Raw genomic sequence first — 21,902 nt, 5'->3', positions numbered from 1 at the left:
AAACTCAAGTTCAAGGAAGGGACACTCATGAAAACGCTCCTCTCAACCCTTGCGGCAGCCACGGCGCTGTCGCTGACTCTCGTTCCCGCCGCCATGGCCCAGGACGAGCCGGTCGAAGCCTGCTTCGTCTATGTCGGTTCGCACACCGACGGCGGCTGGAGCCAGGCCCACGACATCGCCCGCCTAGCCGTCGAGGAAGAATATGGCGATGCTGTCGAAACCCGCTTCATCGAGAACGTCGCCGAAGCCACCTCGGAAGGCGCCATCGAGCGCATGGCGCGTTCGGGCTGCGATATCATCTTCACCACCTCTTTCGGCTTCATGGACCCCACCATTGCCGTCGCCGAGCGCTTCCCGGAGGTGCTGTTCGAGCACGCCACGGGCTATAAGACCGCGCCGAACGTTTCGGTCTACAATTCGCGCTTCTATGAGGGTCGCTACATCCAGGGCGTCATCGCCGCCTCGATGTCCGAAGCGGGCGTTGCCGGCTATATCGGCTCGTTCCCGATCCCCGAAGTGGTGCAGGGCATCAACGCCTTCATGCTCGGCGCCCAGTCGATCAACCCCGATTTCGCCGTCAAGGTGGTCTGGGCCAATTCCTGGTACGATCCCGGCGCGGAAGCCGACGCGGCCAAGGTCCTGATGGACCAGGGCGTCGATATCATCACCCAGCACACCGATTCCACCGCACCCATGCAGGAAGCCGCCGCCCGCGGCATCAAGGCCTTCGGGCAGGCTTCCGACATGATCGAAGCCGGTCCCGAGACACAGCTCACGGCAATCGTGGACACCTGGGCGCCCTACTACATCGAGCGCGTCGGCGCGGTGATCGACGGCACCTGGGAAACCTCCGATAGCTGGGACGGGCTGGTCGACGGCATCCTGACCATGGCGCCCTATACCAACATGCCCGAAGAGGTCGCCGCGCTGGCCGAGGAAACCGAGCAAGCCATCAAGTCCGGCGAACTCGTTGTCTTCACCGGCCCCATCACCAAGCAGGACGGCAGCGTCTGGCTCGCCGAAGGCGAACAGGCCGATGACGGCACCCTGCTGGGCCTGAACTTCTACGTCGAAGGCGTGGACGACCAGCTTCCGCAATAAGCCCGGACGCACTGTCAATCGAAGGCGGCGGCAGCAATGCCGCCGCTTTTGTTTCTTGACCCCGTCCCCGCCTCACGACACCCTGATAACAACCAAAAACGGAAGCCAACCGATGACCGATGCCGCCACTCTCGCCCGTATGATCCGCGCCGGACGCGGGTCCGAGCCTGCCGATCTGGTCATCAGGAACGTCAAGCGCCTCGATATCATCACCGGCGAGATCGTCCAAACCGACATCGCCATCGTCGCCGATCGCGTCGTCGGCACCCATAGCCGCTATGAAGGCAGGACTGAAATCGATGGCGCGGGCCGTTTCGCCGTTCCCGGTTTCATCGATACCCACCTCCATATCGAATCCTCGCTCGTTACCCCGCTCGAATTCGACCGCTGCGTGCTGCCCCATGGCGTGACCACCGTCATTTGCGATCCTCACGAAATCGCCAACGTCCTTGGCGCCCAAGGCATCCGCTATTTCCTCGATTGTGCCGAACGATCGATCATGGACATCCGCATCAATCTGTCTTCCTGCGTGCCGGCCACCCCCTTCGAGACCGCAGGTGCGCGGCTCGAGATCGACGATCTTTTACCCTTTGCCGACCATCCCAAGGTCATTGGGCTGGCCGAAATGATGAACTTCCCCGGCGTCATCAATACCGATCCAGCCATTCTGGCCAAGCTTGAAGCCTTCCAGCACCGGCACATGGACGGCCACGCACCATTGCTGTCCGGGCTCGACCTCAACGCCTATCTCGCCGCCGGCATCCGCACCGACCACGAGGCGACAAGCGCAAAGGAGGCCCGCGAGAAACTCTCCAAGGGCATGGCCATCCTCATTCGCGAGGGTTCGGTGTCAAAGGACCTCGATGCTCTGGCCGAAATCCTCGATGAGAACACCTCAGCTTTCGTCGCGCTGTGCACCGACGACCGCAACCCGCTTGATATCGCCGAAGAAGGTCATCTGGATTCTTCGATCCGCCGCCTGATCGCCCATGGCTGTCCTCTCCATCATGTTTATCGCGCCGCATCCCATTCCGCCGCGCGCATTTTCGGCCTCAAGGATCGCGGCCACGTAGCGCCGGGCTGGCGCGCCGACATCGCCCTGCTCGACAGTCTGGACGACTGCCGGGTTTCAGATGTCGTGTCCGCCGGTCGGCTCGTTACCGAAACGCTCTGGGCCGCCCGCGAACAGGTCGCCCCGGTCGGTCTCGATTCCATGAAGGCCAAGCCGGTCGAGGCATCGGCTTTCATCACCGCACCCAATCCGGACAGGAATGAAGTCCCGGTGATCGGCGTCAAACCTGGCCTCATCCTAACCTTCCGCGAGAGCGCGGCCCTGGCCAGCGATGAAGCCGGCCTCAAGCCCGACACCGCTGCCGATGTCATCAAGGTGGCCGTCATCGAACGGCACGGCATCAACGGCAATATCGGTCGGTCTTTCGTCAAGGGCTTCGGGCTCAAGCGCGGAGCCATTGCCTCGTCGGTCGGTCATGACAGCCACAACATTACAGTTGTCGGCGTCACCGATGAGGACATGGCGCTGGCGGTCAATCGACTCATCGAAATCGGCGGAGGCTTTGCCGTGGCCTGCGAGGGTGAAATCCTTGCGGACCTCGCCCTGCCCATCGCGGGATTGATGAGCCAGGAGCCCTTCGAGATCGTCACCGAACATCTCGAACATTTGCGTGCGGCGGCAAAAGCGCTCGACTGCACCCTGCCCGAACCCTTTCTCCAGGTGGCGTTCCTCGCCCTGCCGGTCATCCCGCACCTGAAAATGACCGACAACGGACTGTTCGATGTCGACGCGTTCGATTTCGTTTCATGAATGTACCCGGCTTGATAAAGCCACTTTCCCTCTTATCTCTTAGGGCATGACCAAAGAGCGGACCCGCCTCGAACGCCTGTTCCTACGCCTCGAAGCGCGTTTCCCGCGTTTCGCCATGGTCATCTATGTCCTGCGCCAGCCCTGGGCCATGCTCATCCGCATCCCGCTCGGCATCCTGCTTTGCGTCGGCGGCCTCGCATCCTTCCTGCCATTCCTCGGTCTCTGGATGTTGCCGCTCGGCCTGCTGCTGCTGGCCATCGACCTGCCCTTCCTGCGGCGGCCGATGAGTTCGACGATCCTGCGCGGCGAACGCCAGTTCAAGCTCTGGCGCCGCAGCCGTCGCGACCGCAAGACTTCCACGCCGCCGGGGTAGTTCGGAGAAATCTCTTGCCAGAGTGCATATGATGGATAACCATTATATCGCATAACAACTGGGAGGAGAGACCATGAGGTTATGGACAAACGGGCTGCTGGCCATGGCAGCATTGACCGCCGTCGCGCTTGCATCGACCGGCACTTCGGCCCAATCCCTGGCCTGCGCCGACATCACCACAGAAAGCTTCGGCATTGAGGGACTCGTCATCGAAACCGCCGGGCCCGTCGCCGCTGGCGAGGACTTCGCGGTAGATCATTGCCGCATCCAGGCCGCCATCGATCAGCGTACCGGCGTCGACGGAGCCGATTACGCCATAGGTTTTGAAATCCGGCTGCCCGACCAATGGAACGGCGATTTCGTGCACCAGTTCAACGGCGGCAATGATGGCAGCATCGTCCCCGCCACGGGCTCGCTGCTGGGCGGCATGGCGGACGATACCGCCCTGGGCCGCGGTTATGCCGTTGTTTCCAGCGATGCCGGCCATCGCGGCGACGCCAATCCCGACGCCGGTCTTGCCGGGGGCGCCCGGTTCGGGCTCGACCCTCAGGCCCGCTCCGATTACGGCTATGGTGCCGTTGCAAAGCTCCATCCGATCGCGCTCGAGATGGTTCAGGCCTTTTATGGCGAAGCTCCCGAATACGTTTACGGCGTGGGCGGCTCGAACGGCGGCCGTCATGCCATGGTCGCCGCCGCCCGTATGCCGGACGCTTTCGACGGCCTGCTTGCCGGATATCCGGGCTTCAATCTGCCCAAGGCAGCTGTCCAGCACGCATGGGACGTCCAGGCGTTCAGCGCTATCAATCCAGATATAAGGGCTGCGTTCACGCCTGAAGACCTCCAGGTGGTCGCCGACGCCATTCTCGCCGCCTGCGACGAACTCGATGGGCTTGCCGACGGTATCGTGGGCGATACCGATTCGTGCCAGGCCACCTTCGACGTCGCATCGGTGCAATGCGCTGACGGTGCCAACGGCCAATGCCTGACCTCAGCCCAGGTCCAGGCTCTGCGAACCATCCACGGGGGGCCTGTCAATTCGGCTGGTGACGCGCTCTATTCCGATTGGCCGTGGGATATCGGCATTGCTTCACCCGACTGGCGCTTCTGGAAGCTCGAAAGCGGCATTCCGCCCTGGAACGGCATGCCGCTTATCGCGGTGATGGGCTCGTCCTCGCTTGCCCAGATCTTCACCACCCCGCCGACCGAAATTGACGGCACACCTGACGCTCTCGAACAATATCTGCTCGATTTCGACTTCGACACCGACGCCGCCGCAATCTTCGAAACCGCCGATGGATTTGAAGAATCCGCTGTAGAGTTCATGACCCCTCCGGGCGCCGATAATCCAGAGTTGACCCAATTCCGCGATGCGGGTGGCAAGCTGATCGTCTTTCATGGTGTGTCCGACCCGGTCTTTTCGGTCAACGATACGACCGATTGGTATTCGATGCTTGATGCCAACAATGGCGGCGACGCTGAGGACTTCGCGATGTTCTACCGCGTTCCAGGCATGCCGCATGGTGTCGGTGGTCCGGCGACCGACCGGTTCGATTTTTTCTCCAGCCTTGTCGAATGGGTGGAAAATGGAACCCAACCCGGACCTGTGGTGGCCGAGGTGTCGGAGGACAATACGGCACTCGCCGACATTGCCGGCGCAACCCGCAAGCTCTGCCCCTATCCGATGGTCACGGCCTATGTCGGTGACGATCCAATGAGCGAAACGAGCTTTACCTGCCAGTGAGTGCGAAAGGCCCGCCAGATGGCGGGCCTTTCCCTATGAGCGCGCTGCCTTCTTTTCCGCCCGCTTGGCGTGCAGGATCGGCTCGGTGTAGCCCGAAGGCTGTTCGACCCCTTCAAGCGCAAGCGCCAAGGCGGCCTGAAAGGCGATGGAGTGCTCCGGATCACCGCTCATGGCCTCATATTCCGGATCGCTCGCATTTTGTTCATCGACGACCCTGGCCATCCGCGTAAACGTCGCCACCACCTCATCCTGGGTTACCACCCCATGCCACAGCCAGTTGGCAATGGCCTGCGATGAGATGCGGCAGGTCGCCCGGTCTTCCATCAACCCCACATCGTTGATGTCGGGCACTTTCGAACACCCCACGCCCGCATCGACCCAGCGCACCACATAGCCCAGAATCCCTTGCGCATTGTTGTCGAGCTCACGCTGGATCTGCTCGGCCGAAAGCGTCGCGGGATCGAGCGCCGGCATGGAGAACAGTTCGGTCAATGTCGGGATGGGCTCGTTGTGCCGGCGCTTCTGCGCTTCGAACACGTCGACCTCGTGATAGTGCAACGCGTGCAGCGTCGCCGCCGTCGGCGAGGGAACCCATGCGCAATTGGCGCCCGATTTCGGGTGACCGATCTTCTGGTCCATCATCGCCGCCATGTCGTCGGGCCGGGCCCACATCCCCTTGCCGATCTGGGCGCGGCCGGTCAGCCCGCAGGCAATCCCGATGGTGACGTTTCGATCTTCATACGCCCCGATCCAGCGTTCGGCCTTGATCTGGTCCTTGAGCAGCACCGGCCCGGCTTCCATCGACGTATGGATTTCATCGCCGGTGCGGTCCAAAAATCCGGTGTTGATGAAGAATACCCGCTCGCGCGCCGCATAAATGCAGGCCTTAAGATTGGCCGACGTCCGCCGCTCCTCGTCCATGATGCCGATCTTGATGGTGTTGAGCGGCAGCCCGAGGATTTTTTCCACCTCGCCGAAAATGTTGCACGCAAACAGCACCTCGGTCGGCCCATGCATCTTGGGCTTGACGATATAGATCGAGCCGGTTGTCGAATTGGCCTTCAGCTTGCGATCGTGCAGGGCACAAAGCGTCGTGATGGCCGCATCCATCAGCCCCTCGCCGATCGGCTGGCCCTCCGCATCGAGGATGGCGTTCGTGGTCATCAGATGCCCGACATTGCGCACCAGCAAGAGCGCACGCCCTTTGAGCGTGAGCGGCGATCCATCCGCCGCCGTATAGACCCGGTCCGCATTGAGCGTACGCGTGACGCTCTTGCCACCCTTTTCGAAAGTATCGGCCAGATCGCCCTTCATCAGCCCAAGCCAGTTGCGATAGACACCCACCTTGTCCTCGGCGTCCACCGCCGCAACCGAATCCTCGCAATCCTGAATCGTGGTCAGTGCGCTTTCGACAACGACATCGGCGAGATGGGCAGGATGGTCCTTGCCCACAAGATGTTTCGGATCGATCACCAGTTCGACATGCAGCCCGTGGTGCCTGAGCAGAATGCGCAATACGTCGCCATCGCGCGAGTAACCGGCAAAAGCGTCCGGATAGGCGAGCTTGGCGGGCCCATCCTGGCTTTCGATCACCAGCCTGGCGACATCGCCCGAAATGTCCACACCATATCGCGTCACGGCCCAGTGCTTAACCCCAAGCAGCGGGAAAGCTTGGTCGAGGAAATGCCCGGCCCGTGCAAACACTTCGGCACCGCGTTTGGGATTGTATTGACGCCCCGGCGCCAGATCGCCCTCGCGCGCGATGACATCGGTGCCATAGAGCGCATCGTAGAGGCTGCCCCAACGCGCATTGGCAGCGTTGAGCGCATAGCGGGCGTTGGAAACCGGAACCACGAGCTGCGGCCCACAAACGGCAGCGATCTCAGGGTCGAGGTTCTCGGTTTCAATGCGGAAGTCTTCCGGCTCATCCTCGAGATATTTGATCTCGCGCAAAAACGTCTGGTAACCCTCGGGATCGTTCGCCACCGCTCCGTTGTCCCGATGCCAGCCATCGATCTGGTTCTGCATCCTGTCCCGGATTTCCAAGAGCTCGCCATTGCCCGGCATATAGGCCGCGACCAGTTCGGCAAATCCCGCCCAGAAGCTGTCCGAAGCGACATCGAGCCCCTTGAGCGCCTCCTGCTCGACAAAGCCGGCAAGCTGCTCATCGACCTGCAACCCGGCCCTTTTGACATAGCTGCTCATCTGCAAATCTCCTGATCGTTTCCCGCCCAGCTAGCGCGCCAGCCTGGTCCCGCCAAGCTGTTGTGGAAAACCCTTCCACGATGTGGAAATCAACCCAAGCGCGTCTTGGCCGCCTCGCCCGCCACATAGGTCTGGGCAATCACCCGGTCATCCCCGCATGTCTGGAGCAGGAACAACTCTTCGCCAAGGCTTTCCACCTGTTCCATCTTGAGCGCCATATGCGGCAGGGCCCGGGCATCGAGCACGACCATATCCGCATCGGCACCGGGCGTCAGCGTACCGATCTTGTGTTCGAGCGACAAAGCCCGCGCATTGCCCAACGTCATCATGAAAAAGCTCTCGAGCGGCGACAGTCTCTGGCCACGCAGTTGCAGCACCTTGTAACCCTCGTCGAGCGTGCGCAGCATCGAATAGGAGGTTCCCCCGCCCACATCACTCGCCACCCCGATTCGCACATTGGACGCCATCAGCCGCTCGCGGTCGAACAAACCGGACCCGATGAACAAATTCGATGTCGGACAGAACACCGCCACCGATCCGGTTTCCGAGACAGCGGCGATTTCGCGGTCGGTCATGTGAATGCAATGGCCGAGCAGCGTCCTGGGGCCCAACAACCCGTAATGCTCGTAAATGCCGATATAATCGGGCAGATTGGGATAAAGCTCCCGAGCGAAGGCGATTTCTCCCAGGCTCTCGTTCACATGCGTCTGGACATAGGCGTCGGCAAATTCACGCACCAGATCCTGCGCCATCTCCAGCTGCGCATGGCTAGAGGTCAGCGCAAACCGCGGGGTTATCGCGTAATGCAATCGCCCCACGCCGTCCCACTTCTCAAGCAGCGCCTTGCTCTCGTCATAGCCGCGCTGCGGTGTATCGAGCAGCCCTTCGGGCGCATTGCGATCCATCATCACCTTGCCGGCGACCATGCGCATGTCGCGCCTTTTCGCTTCGGTGAAAAACGCGTCCACCGATTGTGGATGCACCGAGCAATAGACCGCCGCCGTAGTCGTCCCGTACCGCACCAGTTCGTCACAGAACAATGAGGCGATCCGCGCCGCATGCTGGGCATCGGCAAAGCGCTGTTCCTCCACGAACGTATAGGTGTTGAGCCATTCCAGCAGGTCCTTGGCGTAGGACCCGATCACCTGCATTTGCGGATAATGGATATGGGTGTCGATGAACCCCGGCATGATCAGATTGGGCCGGTGGTCGATCACCTCCGCCTTGGGCGCAACAAGCTTGAGCCCTTCATTGTACTCGCCGACCGAAACGATCCGGCCTTCGTCGACAACCACCGCACCGTCCGCGATATAGCGATAGCTTTGGTGATCGTCCGCCCCCGCCGGCTCGGAGATGAAGGTCAGGACGCGGCCGCGCAGGATCTTCGCCGTCACAGGCCCCGCTCCCCGGTGACCGACTGATACCAGACGGTCAGCATCTGCCGCTCCTCGTCGGTCATGAACGACACATTGCCCGGCGGCATGGCGTGGCTGCGGGCCGACTGGATGTAGATCTCGCGCGCATGCTCGGCGATCAATTCGGGCGTATCGAGCCGCACATCCTTTGGCGCCATAGGGACGCCTTCATAGGCCGGCTCTGCCGCATGGCACATCGAGCATCGGCCGAGCACGATATTGGACGCCTCCTGAAAATGGGCATCGTCCATGAAGGCCTGCGACGCCTGACTCAAACTCTCCGCTTCCATGCGCGTCCTGGGATAGCTCGAGAGCCAGACAATCCCGATAAACAGCACCAGTGCCAGGGCAAACGTCCAGTATTCCCGCCGCCCCGTCGAGTGCATGGTGTTGAAGAAATGCCGGATCAGAACCCCGATCAGAAAGATCAGCCCGGCGATCGCCCAGCTGTATTCGGTCGCGAACGCCAGCGGATAATGGTTCGAGAGCATGAAGAACAGCACCGGCAGCGTCAGGTAGTTGTTGTGAACACTGCGCTGCTTGGACTGCGCGCCCAGCGCCGGATCGGGCGCCTCGCCCGCCTTCATCGCGGCGACGATTTTCTTTTGGTTGGGGATGATGATGAAGAACACATTGGCCGACATGATCGTGGCCGTGAACGCCCCCATATGCAGGAACGCGGCGCGGCCCGTGAACACCTGCATATAACCCCAGGACATGGCCAGAAGGATCACGAACAAGACGATCATGAGCCCGTTCTGGCTCTTGCCTAAAGGCGATTTGCACAAAAGGTCGTAGAGCACCCAGCCCAGCGCCAGCGAGGCCAGCGATATGGAAATCGCTATTGGCGCATCGACATCGAACACGGTGCGGTCGATCAGGAACAGGTCGGCGCCCGCATAATAGACGATGATGAGCATCGCGAACCCGGTCAGCCAGGTCGAATAGCTCTCCCATTTGAACCAGACAAGGTGTTCGGGCAGGTTCGGCGGCGCGACCATATATTTGTTGACGTGATAGAACCCGCCCCCATGCACCTGCCACTCTTCGCCCTGCACGCCGGCGGGCAGATCGGCATGCTTGCGCAGCCCCAGATCGAGCGCGATGAAATAGAAGGACGATCCGATCCAGGCGATCCCCACGATCACATGGCTCCAGCGCACGGCGAACGCCATCCATTCCCAAAACAGCGTGAAATCAGTCATTTTTGATTTTGCCCCAACTCCAAATCCGGTCCGGCCAATGCCCGTAGGATCTCGGCCGCCGTGAGCGCCGCGATCACCTCGGGCCGCTTGTCGTGAACATCGGCCCCGCCGATCGGCATGGCAAGCCTTTCGACCATCCCCCTATCCAGCCCCATGTCCGAAAGCCAGCTTTTGAAGGTGGCCTTTTTTGTTTTCGACCCGATCATCCCCACATAAGCGGCATCCTCACGCAACAGCGCTTCGGACGCGATGAGAAAATCGAGCCCGTGATCGTGGGTGAGAACCACAAAGCACGATCCCTTTGGCGCCTCCCGCACCAGCGCTTCTGCCACCGGAACATGCCGCGCTTCCACGCCGTGGGGCACCTTGGCAATCTCGGCGGCGCGATTGTCCACCACCAGGGTACGCAATGGCAGGAGCGACAGCGCCTGCCCCAGCGCATTGCCCACATGCCCGGCCCCGAACACATAGACATGGGGACGCGCCATATAGGCCCTTTCGGCCCGCACCCGCACGTCCTGGGCAACATCGGCATCCACGGCCCGCATGCCGATGCCGACTCGCCCGCCGCAGCATTGCCCGATCTCGGGACCCAACGGGATATCGAGGGCAGCGGCGGCTTCGCCCGACGCAATGGCCTCCCGTGCGCGCCGGATGGCCAGAAATTCAAGCTGACCACCGCCGATGGTACCGATTCCCCCGTCGGGCGAAACAAGCATCCACGCTCCCGCCTCGCGCGGTGTCGACCCCTTCGCTTCCGTCACTTCGACAAGCACGGCCTGGCTGTGACGGTCGAGAAAATCGCGCAGCTGTTGCGGGGTGACGCTCACCGCTCCGCCGCCTCGCGCCGGAGCCGTTCGATGGTCATCAGCACGCGTTCGGGTGTGGCCGGAGCGTCCATGCGCGGCGCAATCTTATAGTCGGCCACGCTCGCCGCCGCCATCGAAAGCGCTTCGAGCACCGAAAGCGCCAGCATGAACGGCGGTTCGCCAACCGCTTTGGACCGGCGGATGGTTGGGGCCGTGTTGGCGGACCATTCAGCCAGCCTCACGTCGAAGATCTTGGGCACATCGGATACGACGGGAATCTTGTAGGTGGAAGGCGCGTGGGTGCGCAATTGCCCCTTTTCGTCCCACCACAATTCCTCTGTGGTCAGCCAACCCATGCCCTGGACGAACCCGCCCTCGATCTGCCCGATATCGATGGCCGGATTGAGCGACTTGCCGACGTCGTGCAGGATATCGACCCGCTCGACCATGTATTCGCCCGTGAGGCTATCCACCACCACTTCCGAGCACGCCGCACCATAAGCGAAATAATAGAAGGGCTGCCCCTTGCCCGCCGCCCGGTCCCAATGGATGTCGGGCGTTTTGTAGAACCCTGCCGCTGAAAGCTGCACGCGGGCCAGATACGCCTGGTCGATGAAATCGGCCCAGTCATAGCGCTGATTGCCCACCATCACGCAATTGGGTTCGAACGAAACCGCGTCCTCGGGCACCTTGAATTTGTCCATCGCGAACCGGACAAGGCGGTCCTTGATCTGCTCGGCGGCGTTGGCGGCCGCCATGCCGTTAAGGTCGGATCCCGACGAGGCCGCCGTCGCTGATGTATTGGGCACCTTGCCTGTCGTCGTTGCCGTGATCTTGACCTTGTCGAGATCGATCTGGAAGCAATCGGCCAGAACCTGCGCCACCTTGATGTAAAGCCCCTGCCCCATCTCGGTGCCGCCATGGTTGAGATGCACCGAGCCATCACGATAGACATGGACCAACGCCCCGGCCTGATTGAAGGCGGTCATGGTAAAGCTGATGCCGAACTTGACCGGCGTCAGTGCGATGCCGCGCTTGAGCACCCTGGAGGTCTTGTTGAGGGCGACAATCGCCTCGCGCCGCCTGCGATAGTCCGAACCCGCCTCAAGTTCATCGACAACCCGTCCGATGATGTTGTCGGTTACGGTCTGATGGTAGGGCGTGAGGTTGCGCTCGGTTTCGCCATAGAAATTGACCTTGCGGATATCGAGCGGGTCCTTGCCCAGCGCGTAGGCGATGTCCTCGATCCAGCGCTCGCATCCAACCATGCCCTGCGGCCCGCCGAACCCGCGAAACGCGGTGTTTGAGACGGTATTGGTCTTGAGCGGTTGGCTGACCAGCCGCACATTGGGATAGAAATAGGCATTGTCGGCATGAAACAGCGCCCGGTCGGTCACCGGCCCGGAAAGGTCCGCAGAAAACCCGCAGCGCGCCGCAAACACCGCATCCACGGCTTCGATCCGCCCGTCATCGTCATAGCCGACTTCGTAATCGACGACGAAATCGTGCCGCTTTCCGGTGGCAATCATGTCATCGTCCCGGTCGGGCCTGATCTTGACGGCGCGGTTGAATTTCTTTGCGGCGATAGCCGCCACTGCGGCAAAAAGATTGCTCTGGGTCTCCTTGCCCCCGAACCCTCCGCCCATGCGGCGCACCATGACATTGACCGCATTGGAGGGCACGCCCAGCGCATGGCCCACCATATGTTGGACTTCGCTCGGGTGCTGGGTTGAAGAGTGGACGGTGACCTCGTCGTCCTCCCCGGGGATCGCCATGGCGATATGGCCCTCGAGGTAGAAATGGTCCTGCCCGCCCATTTCCATCGAACCTTTGACCCGGTTTTTGGCACCCGCCATCCCCGCCGCGACATCGCCGCGTTCGAGCTTCATACCCGGCGTCACCAGCTTCCCGCCCGCTTGGCGCGCCGCGCCGACATCGAGCGCGAAGGGCAATTCGGCATAGCTCACCTGCGCCAGCTTTGCGGCCCGCCGCGCTGCCTCGCGCGTCGTTGCGACCACGGCAAACAGCGGCTGGCCATAAAACTCCACCAGCGTTTGCGCAAAGATCGGCTCATCATGCTTGCCGGGCTGGGAAATATCGTTGTGGCCGGGCACGTCGTCTGCGGTCAGAACGCCGACGACGCCGGGTGCCTGCCGTACGGCTTCGAGCCCGAGCGATTGAATTTCGCCATGTGCATTGGTCGATAAGCCAAGATACGCATGCAGCGTGCCGGCGGGTTCAAGCATGTCGTCGATATATTCAGCCGTCCCCGATACATGCTTGTGCCCGGAATCATGCTTTTGCGGCACGTGCACGCCGCCGCGGATAGCAGGCTTGTTGTCGAGCGCCGTCATTATGCCACCTCGTGTCGAACGATATGGCTCGGCCCTTCGACGGTCTCGAAATAGAAGCGTTTGAGAAGATTTTTTGCTGCCAGCATCCGATAATCGGCGCTGGCCCGCCAATCGGTGAGCGGCTGAAAATCCTCCTCGAACTTGCCCAGCGCCGCTTCGACCGTTTCAAGGATCCAGGGCTTGCCGATCAGCGCGGTCTCCACCGCCCTTGCCCGCTTGGGCGTTGCCGCCATGCCGCCATAGGCGATGGTCGCTGCGGCCACCATCCCGTCGGCAATTTTCACACGAAACGCCCCAAGCGTGGCCGTGATATCCTCGTCGCGCCGCTTGGTGACCTTGTGTACGCCGAACAGTTCGCCCGCCGCCGGCAAAGGCACCGAGACGCTTTCGACGAACTCGCCCTTTTCCCGGTCCTGCTTGCCATACGCTATGAAGAAATCTTCGAGCTTGAGCACGCGACGGGTCTCACCCCGGCGCAGCGTGATTTCCGCACCCAGCGCGATTAGCGGCGGCGGGGTGTCGCCGATGGGCGAGCCGTTGGCGATATTGCCGCCGATGGTTCCCATGGCCCGCACCTGCGCCCCGCCGATCCGATCAAACATTTCGACCATCTGCGGGATATGGGTGGCAATGGTCTCGAACGCCCTGGCGTAACTCACCCCGGCCCCAAATACGATCCGCCCGTCCTCGACGGCAATCTCGCCCATCAGATGCCCCACGATCACCACCGGGGCGATCTCGCGCATGAATTTGGTGACCCACAGCCCCACATCGGTCGCACCGGCAACAATCGTCGCCTCGGGCATCTCGGTCAGCACCGCGGCAAGATCATCGACATCGGCCGGAACGACCGTCTTGCCGCGCGTGCCCTCGACGATCACCCGCCGCCCGTCCCTGAGCGCCGTCAGCTTCGCAACGATCTCCTCGCGCTCCCTGTTGAGCGCGTCTTCGACCATCGACCCATAGTTTGACACCGCCTGCGCCGCCCGCACAATGGGAGCATAGCCCGTGCAGCGACACAGGTTGCCCTGCAGGGCCTTTTCGATCTCTGGAACCGAAGGGCTGGGATTGGCGAGCCAGAGCCCATAAAGGCTCATCACGAACCCCGGCGTACAGAACCCGCACTGGCTTCCGTGGAAGTCGACCATGGCCTGCTGCACCGGATGCAACCCGCCGTCAGGACCCTTCAGATGCTCGACGGTCACCACATGCGCACCGTCCAGCATCGAAACCAGCATTATGCACGCATTTGCAGGCAAATATCGCACAACTCCACCACTTATACGGCCAACAATGACAGTGCATGCCCCGCAATCGCCTTCCGCACAGCCTTCCTTGGTGCCACGCAAAACCCGGTCCAGCCGCAGGAAATCGAGCAGTGTCCGATCCGGCTCGAGCGCATCGAGCTCGACCAGATTTTCGTTCAAATAGAAGCGGATAGCAGTGCGCGGGTCCAAGATCAGCTCCCGCGATAAGTCGAATAGCCGAAGGGCGAAACCAGCAGCGGCACGTGATAGTGCGCCCCACTGTCGCTTACCCGGAAATCGACGGAAACCACATCGAGAAATTCAACCCCTTTCCCATTGATTTCGCTGAAATATTTGCCGACATGAAAGCCCAGCCGATACGCGCCTTCGATAACCGCGTCCCCCTCGAGCAGAGGTCCATCGCAGCGCCCATCATCATTGGTGACCACCGATTTTTCCAACACAGCCCCGCCATCGTCCACCCTGTAAAGATCGATGGTCATACCCCTTGCGGGAGTCCCGTTCGCGGTATCGAGAACGTGGGTCGTCAGCCGTCCGATTGTGGTCATGCCTGCTCCAAGCGCCATTGGATTTCCCCTGACTATCAACCCAAAAATTTCCCCGCGAAAGGGGGCGGGCGCAGAATTTTTTACCACATGGTCCAAAAATTTGTGTCTAAGGTAAGCTCCTGTTTTCTCTGCCCGCCCTGGAGTGCGCCATGCGATATCCCCGCGATCTGGCCGGTTACGGCCCCAACCCGCCCCGCGCCGATTGGCCGGGCGGCGCCAATATCGCGGTCCAGTTCGTCCTCAATTACGAGGAGGGTGGGGAAAACAACATCCTGCATGGCGACGAGGCGTCGGAGGCCTTTCTCGCCGATGTTGTGGGCGCGGCGCCATGGCCCGGGGCGCGGCACTGGAACATCGAATCCATGTATGAATACGGCGCCCGCGCCGGGTTCTGGCGGCTGCATAAGCTATTCACGCAAAACAACCTGCCCGTAACGGTCTATGGCGTCGCCACCGCCCTGATGCGCGCGCCGCTCCAGGTGCAGGCCATGCTCGACGCCGATTGGGAAATCGCCTCCCATGGCTACAAATGGGTCGAGCACAAGGACATGCCGCGCGAACAAGAAGCCGCCCAGATCGCCGAAGCGGTGCGCCTGCACACCGTCGCGACGGGCTCGCGGCCGCTTGGTTGGTATACGGGGCGCTGTTCGATCAACACCGTGGACCTGGTGTCCGAACAGGGCGGCCTTGCCTATATCTCAGATACCTATGACGACGACCTCCCCTATTGGCGCGTTCACAACGCAAGACCACAGCTTATCATCCCCTACACGCTGGCGAATAACGATATGCGGTTCGTTACCGCTTCGGGCTTTGCCAATGGCGAAGAGTTTTTTCAGGCGCTCAAGGACAGCTTCGACTGCCTCTATCGCGAAGGCGAAGAGGGAAGCCCCAAGATGATGTCGATCGGGCTTCATTGCCGGCTGGTGGGACAGCCGGGACGGTTCGAGGGGCTCAAGCGGTTCGTTGACTACATCAAGGAGTTCGACAAGGTCTGGGTGGCAAAGCGGATCGATATCGCCCGGCACTGGGCCGACCATCACCCCTACCAGCCGCCCGCGCTGGCACCCTCGCAGATGGACGCCGAGAGCTTCATGGCAACCTTCGGCGGGGTGTTCGAACATTCCCCCTTCATTGCACAGCGCGCCTGGGAAGCCGAACTCGGGCCGGCGAATGACAGCCCGCTCGGCATCCACTTTGCCCTGCGCAACCAGTTCCGCATGGCATCGGACGACGAACGGCTCGGCGTGCTCAACGCCCACCCCGACCTCGCCGGAAAACTGGCCGCCGCCAAACGGCTCACCGCGGATTCGACCGCCGAGCAGGCCTCGGCCGGCCTCGATGCCTTGACCGACGACGAGCGGGAAACCTTCACCGACCTCAACACGCGCTATGTCGAGAAATTCGGCTTTCCCTTCATCATCGCCGTGCGTGACAACACCAAATCCACGATCCTCGAAGCGTTCAAAAATCGCCTGGAAAACGACCGGAATACCGAGTTCGCTACCGCATGCGCGCAGGTCGAACGCATCGCGCAATTGCGGATCGAGGCGCTTTATGCCGACTAATCGGCGGTGACTATATTGGCGTCGCGCGCCAGACGCCATTTGCCGTCCGCATCCTTGCGGAACAAGGTCAGCGTATAGCCGGACCGCGACATCGGCGGATTACCGTCAGTTCGCACGACGAGCGAAATCTTGTTACGGGTGAAGGCCCAATCGCCGAGCACCTTGAGCTCAATGATCTCGTTCGTCCCGTCGATGGACATCCCGGTGGGATTGCCTTGCGACAGCGTCGCGAACGTCTCCTTGCCGAATGGCTCACTGCCGACAACGGTGAAGACCACATCGTCGGCCATCAACGCGAGCACTGCGGCCGCGTCACCCGCGATCGTGGCATCCATCCACGTTTGCACCAGCGCCCGGATCTGCGTTTCGTCGTCTGTCATCACTGTCTCCCCACCTATTTGTAAAAGCCTTCGCGCAGATTGATGCCGTGTTCGACATAAGCCTTCATGGCTGCAAGCATGCCGGTCCAGCCCTCGCAATTGTTGTAGGATGATTTCAGCCCCGTCTCGGTCTGTTTCCAACCCTCTTCTGTGATCGAAACCAGTGTGCGCGTGTTGTCGTCGAGCGGCGCGAAAGTCATGGTGACCGTGGTGTCGTAATCGCCCGTCTCGTCGCCTTCAGGCGCAGCACCCCATGTGAGGACGATCTTTTCGTCCGGCACGACCTCGACAACGTTGACCGGGAACGCGCCGGGAAAATCGTGAAAGTCCCAAGTGACCGTGGCACCGGTTTCCAGGCGGCCCCTGGCACCCCCGGTTGTGAAATAGCCCGAGAGATTTTTCGGGTCGGCCACCGCCTCGAACACCTCATGGACCGGCTTTGAAATCCGGCCCGATACCGTGAATTTGAAGTCCATATCGTCAACTCCCGCTTGCGTTCCGCCCATTATGTTATAAATTTATAACATGTCAAGCGATGATGATTCGGACGTCATTTTCAAAGCCCTGGCCGACCGGAAACGGCGGGCGATCCTCGATGCCCTCAAGGACGAACCGAAAACCACGGGCCAGCTCGTCGCTCTGTTTCCCCAGGTCGACCGCTGCACCGTAATGCAGCACATGAAGGTGCTCGAAACCGCCGGACTGATCGTGGCCCGCAAGGAAGGCCGCGAGCGCTGGAACCATCTCAATGCCCTTCCCATCAAATCCATCCACGACCGCTGGATCGGCGACTACGCCCGCAACGCCGCCGGACTGATGTCGCGGCTGGAGGGTGAATTGAAGGCATGACAAACCCTCCGACGGCCAATGGCCTCGGCTTGCTGACTTTCTTGCTGGTCGCGCTTCCGAACCGAAAAACCGGTTCCCACTTTTTCTGGAAGCGCTCCAGACAGACGGCATGGGGCGATGAGCGCTCCGCATGATTTAGTTTTTATATGAAGCGATCATCGCCCCACGCATCCGGGGTTTTTGGCTTATGGCGGCGTCTCGGGCTGGGGTTTGTCGTCCGGGATATTGGCATTTTTAGTGGGTCGGTTGGCGAACCGGGAAACCGGTCCCCACTTTCCCTGCCAACCTCCCGTCGGTGCCCCTCTCCCTTTCGGGAGTACGACGTGGAACGCCTGGTTCCTCGTCCGGCCATCCGTCCGCTTTGGGCCTTCCCTGCGGCGACCCGCATGGAACCCGGATCGGTCTAGCCGGAAGCTCGTATGCATCCTCGTCCCTGGCGACACCGTGGGGGGAGAATGGCACGAGTGTCTGGGCGCGGGGATAAGTTTTTTGCGCGGCGCTTCCACCTTCACCCGCGTCATCCTTGGGCTTGACCCGGGGATCTGATGCGGCGAGGCAGCCGGTGAAGGGGTTGGGGACCGATGACGCGCCAACGAGCACCACTTCTGCCGCGCGTGCGGACGCCCTGCGGATCCCCGGGTCAAGCCCGAGGATGACGAAGGGAGTGGGGTGAGTGGTGGCGATGGAGCTGCGGGGGGCGGGCCCGGGGATGACGAAGGGGGTGAGGTGAACGGCGGTGATGGAGCCGCCGGGGGGCGGGCCCGGGGATGACGAAGGGAGTGGGATGAGCGGCGGTGATGGAGCCGCCGGGGGCGGGCCTGAGGATGACGAAGGGGTGGGATGAGCGGCGGTGATGGAGCTGCGGGGGGCGGGCCCGAGGATGACGCGGGGTGGGGTGAGCGGCGGTGATGGAGCCGCCGGGGGCGGGCCCGAGGATGACGAAGGGGGTGGGATATACGTTGGCGAAAAGGTTTTCGTAGGCTTCCCCTCTCCCCATCGCTGTCCCGGACATGATCCGGGACCCAGCAGCCTTGCCGACACTTCGGTGCGAATGGACAGGCACATGGGCCCCGGCTGGAGTTTATCCCGGCGAAAGCCGGGACCGGGGAAGCGAGGAGGCGGGGTGAAGCGCGAGGGGCGCACCACTACTGCGGTGCTCAATTGCAGCTCTGCAGCGGCCACGCGCGAGTTTCTCTCCTTGCCCATATTGCCAAATCGGGCTCGGCACTGTCAGTCTGATCATTTCGATTGACCGACAAGCGTTTCATGATGACCGATCGCCCCTATGCATCCGCCCCCGGCGGGCTACCGCCACAGACCCAGCTCCTGAGCGACCGAGCGGTGTTTACCGATGCCTATGCGGTGATCCCCAGGGGCGTCATGCGCGATATCGTGACCAGTTACCTGCCCTTCTGGGACAAGACGCGGCTGTGGGTGATCTCCCGCCCGCTGTCGGGATTTGCCGAAACCTTCTCCCAATACATAATGGAGGTCGCGCCCGGCGGTGGCAGCGACCGGCCCGAGCCTGACCCTAAGGCCCAGGCGGTGCTGTTCGTCACCGCCGGTGAGATTTCGCTTTCGCTGGCCGGAACCACATACACGCTGGCGGCCGGCGGCTATGCCTATATCCCGCCGGCCACCGAATGGACCCTGCGCAGCACCGGCGCGGCGCCTGCCCGCTTCCACTGGATTCGCAAAGTCTACGAAAAGGTCGATGGGCTCGACACCCCGCCCGCTTTCGTCTCCTCCGATCAGGAGGTTGAGCCGATCCCCATGCCCGACACCGACGGAGCATGGGCAACGACGCGTTTTGTCGATCCTGCTGATTTGCGCCACGACATGCACGTCAATATCGTCACCTTACAACCGGGAGCGGTCATCCCATTTGCTGAAACCCATGTCATGGAACACGGGCTTTATGTTCTTGAAGGCAAGGCGGTCTATCGGCTCAACCAGGACTGGGTGGAAGTGGAAGCGGGCGACTACATGTGGCTGCGCGCCTTCTGCCCGCAGGCCTGCTACGCGGGCGGTCCGGGGCCCTTCCGCTACCTGCTCTACAAGGACGTCAACCGGCACATGAAGCTGGGCCGTCCATGACGAAAACGATCATTGCAGCGCCACTGACCAAAGAAGCGTTCGCCCCGTTCGGGCAGGTGCTGACGATCGAGGGCGCGCATCACTACACCATCAACAACGGCATGACCGAACGCTTCCACGACCTGGCCAATGTCGAGATCGGCGGCGAAAACGGACGAACGCTGATCTCGATCTTTCGCGGCAAGCCCTATGAGCTGCCGTTGCGCCTGGCGCTGGTCGAACGTCACCCGCTGGGTTCACAGGCCTTCATGCCACTCCATCCCCGCCCCTTCCTCGTGATCGTCGCCCCCGACCAAGATGGCGTGCCCGGCACACCGCTTGCCTTCCTCACAGCCTCCGGAATGGGCATCAATATCGGACGCAATATCTGGCATGGCGTTTTGACGACGCTCGATCAGGAAGGCGATTTCCTCGTGGTCGATCGCGGCGGCGATGGCGACAATCTCGAGGAATATGTCTTCGATGTGCCCTATATCGTCGAGCTATCCAAACCCTGATCGGGAGGTTGGCGCCTAAATCCCCGCATACCAATCATAGCCGTGATCGGCCCAATAGCTGCCCTTGCCGCGGTGCAACTGGCCGAAATCGTCGACAAGTTCGATGCGGCGCAGATATTTGGCCATCTTGTAGCCGAGCTGGCGCTCGATCCGCACCCGGACCGGCGCGCCATTGCGCACCGGCAGGGCGCCGTCGTTCATGCCGTAGGCAAGAATGGTCTGGGGATGGCGCGCATCGATCAGGTCAACGCTTTCGTAATAGGGCGAGGCCGAGAGCCCGCCCCCGTAATTGTCGTAGCAGTGAAACACGCAATAGCGCGCATTGGCCGTGGGCCGGACCTCGTCAAGGATATTTGCCAGCGGCACACCGGTCCATTTGGCGATACAGCTCCAGCCCTCGACGCAATCGTGCCGGGTGATCTGGGTGCGCGATGGCATGTTGCGCAACTGCTCGAGCGAGTATGATTGCGGGGCTTCGACCAGCCCATCGACCACAAGCTGGTAATCGGCAAAATCATTGTTCCGCAGCGCCAGATAGTCGGCTTCCTGCGGATCGGTGGTTCCGTTGGGGCGCATGCCCTGACGGATTTCGCTTTCGGCAAATTCCTTGGCCAGCGTCTCATCGCCCAGAAGTAGCCTTTGCGCGGCAAGGGTCAGATCATTGGCCGAGGCCAGCGCATCGCGCACCGGATGGCCGGGCCGCAACAGGGAATCGAACTGTTCGCACCCCGCCAGCGTCAAACCGGCAATGCCCGCCGCCGACGCCGTGAGGAATTTTCGCCGCTGCACTGAAAAGCGCTTCATTTCTCTCCCTCCGTTTCGGGTTCGATCCTGTATTTGCCCGTAATCATCGAGCGCATCGTGTTGAGCGGTCCGGCCAGCACCACCATGGCGATGTGGATGACAAAGAACGTCACCAGCAACGCCATTGTGATGAAATGGATGGTCCGCGCCGTCTGCCGGCCGCCGAAGATTTCGATGAGCCACGGCCAGGCCGCGTTCATGCCCGGCGACATGGAAAGTCCCGTCAGAACGATCAGCGGGAACAGGATCAGCAGCACAATGGCGTAGCTGAGCTTTTGCAGCACATTGTAGTGCCGCCTGTGATGAAATTTCAGCCGCGCATGGGCGGCCACGTCCGATGGCAGCGACCTGATGTCTTTGGCCGTCGGAATGATGTCGCGCCGCAAATGCCCGTTGACGAGGCTGGCGAGGAACCAAACGAACATGGTGCCGACCAGCACCCAGCCGAAGAACAGATGCACAACGCGGCCCGTTGCGAGATCCTGATAGGACGGAATGGTGGCCCAGGCGGGAAAGCCGCGCACCCGCTCCTGGCCTTCGGGACCAGAATAGCCGAACACGCCCGTCGTATCGAAGCGTTGGCCGAAGATCGTCGTGATCCCCGAAATCGATCCGTCGGGATTGCGGATGGCGTTCATGGACAAGATGGAATTGGGAAACTCGAACCCCGATTCCTGCCCGACATAAAGGCGCGGGTGGGCGTTGAAGATCTGCAGCCCGGTCAGCAGCAGGAAAAACAGGCAGATCACCCACACCCAATGGGTGAGCCGCGTCCATATCGACTGGCGTTTGATGACCTGGCTGGCGGTCGTCTCCGGGCGTAGCGCTTCGGACATATTGCTCTCCCTGTGTCGGACGGCTTCGCC

General features: G+C 61.6%; 19 protein-coding genes. 8 read left to right on the top strand and 11 right to left on the bottom strand.

The window, feature by feature from the left end:
- The first annotated feature begins 27 nt into the window (after positions 1–27).
- The 4 genes from ACP148_RS03820 to ACP148_RS03805 all read left to right on the top strand — a co-directional run bounded on the left by ACP148_RS03820 (position 28) and on the right by ACP148_RS03805 (position 5,037).
- The gene (locus ACP148_RS03820; protein WP_421951268.1) at positions 28–1,101 is read left to right on the top strand and encodes a BMP family ABC transporter substrate-binding protein; all 1,074 of its coding nucleotides are present in this window, start codon (positions 28–30) and stop codon (positions 1,099–1,101) included.
- A gap of 112 nt (positions 1,102–1,213) precedes the next feature.
- Positions 1,214–2,923 (top strand): adenine deaminase, encoded by a 1,710-nt coding sequence (ade, locus tag ACP148_RS03815; protein ID WP_421951267.1) that lies wholly within the window; start codon positions 1,214–1,216, stop codon positions 2,921–2,923.
- 46 nt (positions 2,924–2,969) lie between these two features.
- Complete coding sequence (locus tag ACP148_RS03810; RefSeq protein ID WP_421951266.1) at positions 2,970–3,296, top strand: hypothetical protein; 327 nt, start codon at positions 2,970–2,972, stop codon at positions 3,294–3,296.
- A gap of 73 nt (positions 3,297–3,369) precedes the next feature.
- Positions 3,370–5,037 (top strand): tannase/feruloyl esterase family alpha/beta hydrolase, encoded by a 1,668-nt coding sequence (locus ACP148_RS03805; RefSeq protein ID WP_421951265.1) that lies wholly within the window; start codon positions 3,370–3,372, stop codon positions 5,035–5,037.
- A gap of 33 nt (positions 5,038–5,070) precedes the next feature.
- Here the strand turns inward: ACP148_RS03805 and ACP148_RS03800 are convergent, their stop codons facing one another.
- The 7 genes from ACP148_RS03800 to uraH form a co-directional block, all read right to left on the bottom strand.
- Positions 5,071–7,242, bottom strand: coding sequence for a malate synthase G (locus ACP148_RS03800; protein WP_421951264.1), 2,172 nt, complete (start codon positions 7,240–7,242; stop codon positions 5,071–5,073).
- Between the two features lie 89 nt (positions 7,243–7,331).
- Complete coding sequence (gene guaD, locus ACP148_RS03795) at positions 7,332–8,636, bottom strand: guanine deaminase (RefSeq protein ID WP_421951263.1); 1,305 nt, start codon at positions 8,634–8,636, stop codon at positions 7,332–7,334.
- Positions 8,633–9,862, bottom strand: a complete 1,230-nt coding sequence (locus ACP148_RS03790; RefSeq protein ID WP_421951262.1) for a urate hydroxylase PuuD — start codon at positions 9,860–9,862, stop codon at positions 8,633–8,635. The genes guaD and ACP148_RS03790 overlap by 4 nt, the downstream gene beginning before the upstream one ends.
- Positions 9,859–10,692: a xanthine dehydrogenase accessory protein XdhC gene (xdhC, locus tag ACP148_RS03785; protein ID WP_421951261.1), complete on the bottom strand. Its 834-nt coding sequence runs from the start codon at positions 10,690–10,692 to the stop codon at positions 9,859–9,861. Before xdhC ends, ACP148_RS03790 begins: the two co-directional genes overlap by 4 nt.
- Positions 10,689–13,025, bottom strand: a complete 2,337-nt coding sequence (gene xdhB, locus ACP148_RS03780) for a xanthine dehydrogenase molybdopterin binding subunit (RefSeq protein ID WP_421951260.1) — start codon at positions 13,023–13,025, stop codon at positions 10,689–10,691. Before xdhB ends, xdhC begins: the two co-directional genes overlap by 4 nt.
- A complete protein-coding gene (xdhA, locus tag ACP148_RS03775; protein ID WP_421951512.1) occupies positions 13,025–14,488 on the bottom strand; it encodes a xanthine dehydrogenase small subunit in 1,464 nt (487 codons plus the stop codon). Before xdhA ends, xdhB begins: the two co-directional genes overlap by 1 nt.
- Positions 14,485–14,859 carry a hydroxyisourate hydrolase gene (uraH, locus tag ACP148_RS03770; RefSeq protein ID WP_425033133.1) on the bottom strand — a complete coding sequence of 125 codons (375 nt, stop codon included), beginning with the start codon at positions 14,857–14,859 and terminating at the stop codon, positions 14,485–14,487. The genes xdhA and uraH overlap by 4 nt, the downstream gene beginning before the upstream one ends.
- A 131-nt stretch (positions 14,860–14,990) precedes the next feature.
- Between uraH and puuE the strand changes: the two genes are divergently transcribed.
- The gene (gene puuE / locus ACP148_RS03765) at positions 14,991–16,409 is read left to right on the top strand and encodes an allantoinase PuuE (RefSeq protein ID WP_421951258.1); all 1,419 of its coding nucleotides are present in this window, start codon (positions 14,991–14,993) and stop codon (positions 16,407–16,409) included.
- Here the strand turns inward: puuE and ACP148_RS03760 are convergent.
- Both ACP148_RS03760 and ACP148_RS03755 read right to left on the bottom strand, forming a co-directional pair.
- Positions 16,406–16,789, bottom strand: a complete 384-nt coding sequence (locus ACP148_RS03760) for a YybH family protein (RefSeq protein WP_421951257.1) — start codon at positions 16,787–16,789, stop codon at positions 16,406–16,408. The genes puuE and ACP148_RS03760 overlap by 4 nt on opposite strands.
- 14 nt (positions 16,790–16,803) lie before the next feature.
- Positions 16,804–17,265, bottom strand: coding sequence for an SRPBCC family protein (locus tag ACP148_RS03755; protein WP_421951256.1), 462 nt, complete (start codon positions 17,263–17,265; stop codon positions 16,804–16,806).
- A gap of 49 nt (positions 17,266–17,314) precedes the next feature.
- On the opposite strand from ACP148_RS03755, the gene ACP148_RS03750 reads away from it, so the two are divergent.
- The 3 genes from ACP148_RS03750 (at position 17,315) to ACP148_RS03740 (ending at position 20,232) form a co-directional block, all read left to right on the top strand.
- Positions 17,315–17,638 (top strand): ArsR/SmtB family transcription factor, encoded by a 324-nt coding sequence (locus ACP148_RS03750; RefSeq protein ID WP_421951255.1) that lies wholly within the window; start codon positions 17,315–17,317, stop codon positions 17,636–17,638.
- Positions 17,639–18,907: 1,269 nt separating this feature from the next.
- Complete coding sequence (locus tag ACP148_RS03745; protein ID WP_421951511.1) at positions 18,908–19,735, top strand: bifunctional allantoicase/(S)-ureidoglycine aminohydrolase; 828 nt, start codon at positions 18,908–18,910, stop codon at positions 19,733–19,735.
- A complete protein-coding gene (locus tag ACP148_RS03740) occupies positions 19,732–20,232 on the top strand; it encodes an ureidoglycolate lyase (RefSeq protein ID WP_421951254.1) in 501 nt (166 codons plus the stop codon). Before ACP148_RS03745 ends, ACP148_RS03740 begins: the two co-directional genes overlap by 4 nt.
- Before the next feature lie 15 nt (positions 20,233–20,247).
- On the opposite strand, the gene ACP148_RS03735 is transcribed toward ACP148_RS03740, so the two are convergent.
- Both ACP148_RS03735 and ACP148_RS03730 read right to left on the bottom strand, forming a co-directional pair.
- The gene (locus tag ACP148_RS03735; RefSeq protein WP_421951253.1) at positions 20,248–21,036 is read right to left on the bottom strand and encodes a molybdopterin-binding protein; all 789 of its coding nucleotides are present in this window, start codon (positions 21,034–21,036) and stop codon (positions 20,248–20,250) included.
- Entirely contained in the window at positions 21,033–21,872 is an 840-nt protein-coding gene (locus ACP148_RS03730) for a cytochrome b/b6 domain-containing protein (protein ID WP_421951252.1), read from the bottom strand. Before ACP148_RS03730 ends, ACP148_RS03735 begins: the two co-directional genes overlap by 4 nt.
- Positions 21,873–21,902 lie beyond the last annotated feature (30 nt).

It is taken from the genome of Pelagibacterium sp. (assembly GCF_965249125.1).
Classification (GTDB): domain Bacteria; phylum Pseudomonadota; class Alphaproteobacteria; order Rhizobiales; family Devosiaceae; genus Pelagibacterium.
Note: the sequence above shows the minus strand (reverse complement) of the source record. Positions and strands in the feature narration are given on the sequence as shown.